The organism is Flavobacterium sp. (assembly GCF_043720215.1).
Classification (GTDB): Bacteria; Bacteroidota; Bacteroidia; order Flavobacteriales; family Flavobacteriaceae; genus Flavobacterium.
Genome location: NZ_JAYSSZ010000106.1, coordinates 1 through 4,428, shown reverse-complemented (window position 1 = coordinate 4,428; position 4,428 = coordinate 1). Strand labels below are relative to the sequence as shown.

4 protein-coding genes and 1 pseudogene are annotated in these 4,428 nt (G+C 30.4%); all 5 read right to left on the bottom strand.

Annotated elements, in window-relative coordinates:
* Positions 1-68: 68 nt before the first annotated feature.
* Positions 69-644, bottom strand: coding sequence for a YdeI family protein (locus ACHZC3_RS05170; RefSeq protein ID WP_394758813.1), 576 nt, complete (start codon positions 642-644; stop codon positions 69-71).
* A 12-nt stretch (positions 645-656) separates the two neighbouring features.
* Positions 657-1,919, bottom strand: a complete 1,263-nt coding sequence (pepT, locus tag ACHZC3_RS05165) for a peptidase T (protein ID WP_394758812.1) — start codon at positions 1,917-1,919, stop codon at positions 657-659.
* A gap of 426 nt (positions 1,920-2,345) precedes the next feature.
* Positions 2,346-3,638, bottom strand: coding sequence for a hypothetical protein (locus ACHZC3_RS05160; RefSeq protein ID WP_394758811.1), 1,293 nt, complete (start codon positions 3,636-3,638; stop codon positions 2,346-2,348).
* Between the two features lie 72 nt (positions 3,639-3,710).
* Positions 3,711-4,274, bottom strand: a complete 564-nt coding sequence (locus tag ACHZC3_RS05155; protein ID WP_394758810.1) for a DUF4331 family protein — start codon at positions 4,272-4,274, stop codon at positions 3,711-3,713.
* 24 nt (positions 4,275-4,298) lie between these two features.
* Positions 4,299-4,428 (bottom strand): annotated as a pseudogene (locus ACHZC3_RS05150) (molecular chaperone DnaK); the annotation flags it as partial.

The following is a 4,428-nucleotide window of genomic DNA, read 5'->3' as shown; positions in this document are numbered from 1 at the left end:
GGAAGCCATGCAATGTGTGAAGTTATATAATCAAATGTATGGCGTTTAAAAACTTCAGATTATATAAACTATCGATATTTATCATTTAAACCTTTGCCCTCAAGAATTATGGGTTTAATTTTTTCTAAACGATCTAATTTTGTTTTTTCTTGTTTTGCAATGTCAATATATTCGATAAATTCTTTTTGTTTGTAGGGAGAAAATAAATTGAACGCTTCTGAAATAGACGAGTTCTCTTTTAGGAAATTTTGAAAAAAACTCGAAACAATTACTTCTTTTTTTTCCGGTTTGTATGATTTTCCGTCTTTTTCAATCTGAATAGCTTCTGCAATATAGTGCAAAACTAATTTTTCGTCTATAGTATCTTTTGAATCAAAACGCCATTGTCTTAATGCTTTCGTAACACCTTCTTGAGCATTTACCAAAACCTTTGCTTCGTCTTTTAGGAAAACACCATTAAAAAACCAAAGACCAACATACGATTTGAAACCACCTATTCCTAAAACATTTTTTCCATTGTATGTGTAAACAATTCCGCCCCATTTAGTGGTTTCAATAAGTTCAGTTTTAGCAACAATGGACTGAAGAAAATCGATTTCTTCAGTCCATTGATCATTTTGCTTGTCCCAAACTTTTGTAGCCATTAATCTAAAAAATTATTTTTTTTCAGTCTTTTTATACTCTCCAGAAGCCGTAATTTGAGCAATTTGAACAATTACATCAATTGCTTTTTGCATACTCTCTACGGGAACATATTCATATTTTCCATGAAAATTATGTCCGCCAGCAAAAATATTTGGACATGGTAATCCGTTGTATGAAAGTTGACAACCATCAGTTCCGCCACGAATAGGTTTTATAAGTGGTTTTATACCTAGATTTTTCATCGCTTTTTCGGCAATATCTATAATATGAAATACTGGAGTTACTTTTTCTTTCATATTGTAATATTGATCTTTTACGTCAGTAATCACAATATCTTCACCAAATTGTTTGGCATATTTCTTATTCATTTTTTTTGTGATAGTATGAATAAGTTCTTTTCTCTTTTTAAATTTTCTTGCGTCGTGATCGCGAATTATTAATTCAAGATGTGTTTCTTCAATGCTTCCAGAAAGTTGTGTTACATGAAAAAATCCTTGGTAACCTTTAGTTTCTTGCGGAATTTCATCTTTTGGTAATTCATTAATAAATTCGTTAGCTAATAGCATAGAGTTTATCATTTTCCCTTTCGCATAACCAGGATGTACGCTTTTCCCTTTGAAAGTGATTTTAGCACCAGCAGCATTAAAATTTTCATATTCTAATTCGCCAATCTGGCTTCCGTCCATAGTGTATGCCCAATCGCAAGCAAACTTTTCTACATCGAAATGATGTGCTCCACGACCTATTTCTTCATCGGGTGTAAAACCGACACGAATTTTTCCGTGTTTGATTTCTGGATTTTTGATAAGGAATTCCATTGCCGAAACAATTTCTGTAATTCCAGCTTTGTCATCGGCACCAAGTAGCGTTGTACCATCGGTCGTGATTAGTGTTTGTCCTTTGTAAAGCAATAAATCTTTGAAATATTTTGGCGAAAGCACGATATTTTTTTCTGCATTTAATACAATATCGTTACCATCATAATTTTTTATAATTTGAGGTTTTACATCTTTTCCTGTAAAATCTGGAGTGGTATCGAAATGAGAAACAAAACCTATGGTAGGAACTTCGTGCGAAACATTACTAGGCAAAGTCGCCATGATGTAAGCTTTTTCATCGATAGTTACATCTTGCATACCAATGGCTTTTAGTTCATCTATTAATTTGTTAGCTAAATCCCATTGTTTTGCAGTACTTGGTGTCGTTTCTGAATTTGGGTCAGACTCTGTATCTATAGTTACGTAGCTTATAAAACGGTCTATTATATGTTGCATGGTTTTCTTTTTTAATGAAAGGCAAATATAATATTTTTAGTTTTCAGTTTTTTCAAGTTTAGAGATTTTATTAATACTAAAACCTATAAGTAATTTTTCCTTTTAAATAAACAGGAATTTCAGACTGCAAATCAATTTCATTAATATTTGCGATTCTATTTTCTAATAAATTATTCAGTCTAAAATCAGGTTCTTCTAAATAAATATTAAAAATGTTTTTAATTGAAATTCTGAAGTAAAACTTATTATAATTATAATTTATTTTAAAATCCGATGTTAAATAATCTATAGCCGATACTAAAACATTTTCTTTATAGTTATTACTGAAAATTAAATTATAATTGTGCTCCCTTTTTTCAATTTTTTTTGATTGAGCAAAAGACCCAATTGTGAGAAAAAAAATTGATAGAACAAGAAACCTATCCATTACAAATTATTTATTTTTTGTTCAAAAACTGGCCCTAATTCATACAAGCTAGATTGCAATTCTTTTTTAATTGGTGCTACTTTGTCTACTAAATTATTAGCTTTATAAATCATTGCCAAATGATAATTCAATTCTGGTTCGAATGATTTATTTGCAACATATTTTTTAGCAATTTCTAATGCTTTTTTCCTGTCTCCAAGATTATAATACGACCAAGCTAATAAATCATAAGAATCCGGAGTTGGTCTGTGTGCTACTTCAATTTTTGCTATTTCTAATGCTTTTGAAGTAGTAGTTTTGTCATCAGCATAAATTAAAGCATTGTATTTGTTGTACATCGCACCATAATTATGATTGGTTAGCATTTCAAAATAAGCCATCAAATTTTGGTTTTCTTCAGCTGAATTTTTTTCGTACTCTGCAATTTCTGCTTTTAGTAAATAAAAATCGGGGGAATTGTGTTTTTTAGAAACGGCATCGATAATCCGTATTGCTTCGGTTGTATTTTTCTCATGAGAAAAAGCAATCCAAGCAATTCCTTTTAATGCATATGAATTGTTAGGTTCTATAGCTAATGTTTTCAAATAATAATCATAAGAAGTTTTTATGTTTCCTGCGTGACCGTTTAAATCACCAAGATTAGATAATGTCCAAATTTTTAATGCTTTATTGTCATTTTTAACAGCTACTTCTTTAGCTTTTTCCATAAATGAAATAGCAGTTTTTAAATCTCCTACATGATCATTCCATTTTGAAATACGGATTAAATAATCAAAATCTTTCTTATCAGTTAATGCATTTAAGTTTTTCTGTGCTTCAGAATAATTTCCCAATTCCATATTCACATCAAAAAGCAATTTCTGAGTTTCTTTCATTCCTTCTCCAATTGCAAAAGCTTTATTTGCCAACACCAATGCTTCTTTGAAACGGTGTTGCGAAATATAATTTCTTCCCAAAGAACGAATCGTTCCTACTTGAGAATATTTGAAAGCTTCGTTCGATTTTAGTAATAATTCTTCGGTTTTGTACAAATCATTAATGTTTCCAGTTATTTCAAATAATTTCGAGTAATTTGAAGCTATTTGAGATAAATAAGTAATTTGATTTGGTGTTGCGTCGAATTTTTTTTGCCAAAAATCTATTTCCGCCTTTGCAAAATCTAACGATTTATTTTCTTTCATTTCCAGAAAGGCATTGTAATCTTTTGGGTTAGTAATTTGGTCAGACTTTTTTTCGCAACTTATCATTACTAAAGTGGCAAAAATTAAAATTACTAAATTAAATGTTTTCATTGCGTTTGTTTTTGTTTGTGTGTTGATAAAAATTAGAGCGTATATTTTTTATACGCTCTAATAATAATTATACTACCAAGAAGTAGCTAAATAAGGAAATGATGATAAAAAGGGTTTGTCATTAGCATCTACGTGATCTGAAGTTAATGTTGGATTTTGAGAATTTGTAGGTCCACCAAAAATCAATATCAATTCCACATCAATTACATCATCAGCTAAAGCTCTTCCAGTTAAAACTTGCGTTCCATTATAGAAAGAAGTAGGTCCAGTTTTTGCAACATTTAATACATCGGTTGCTAAAACACCTGTAAAAGCAGCCGCATTTAATCCAAGTAAGTTTGTTGTATATCCTGGATTTAAAGCCAATAATCTTGACTGAAAAACCGATTGATAAGTAGCTCCCATACTAGAAGGCGTTGTTGTATTGAAAGCATCTTTAGGTGCTCCAGAAGCAATAAACACCGTATTTATTGCTGGTCTAGCCATTTGGTCTTTTTGCACATAAGTTCCTGAAAAATCAGTTGCAACTGGTTCTGATGCTACAGGAATGTCACAATTATCATCATTGTTACAACTTGTAAACATTGCAATTCCTACAAATGATAAGGCTATAATTTTAAATTTATTTGTTTTCATCTTTTACTTTTATTAAAAATTAAATTATTGTTTTTGTTTTGTTTCTGCCCAAACATTAATAGTTGTAGAAGTTCCTAACATAGATTTTGGTACTTCAATAATTGTTGCTAAAACATTAGTTCCTGCAAAAGTGTCGGTTCCTGGGTTATTAAAA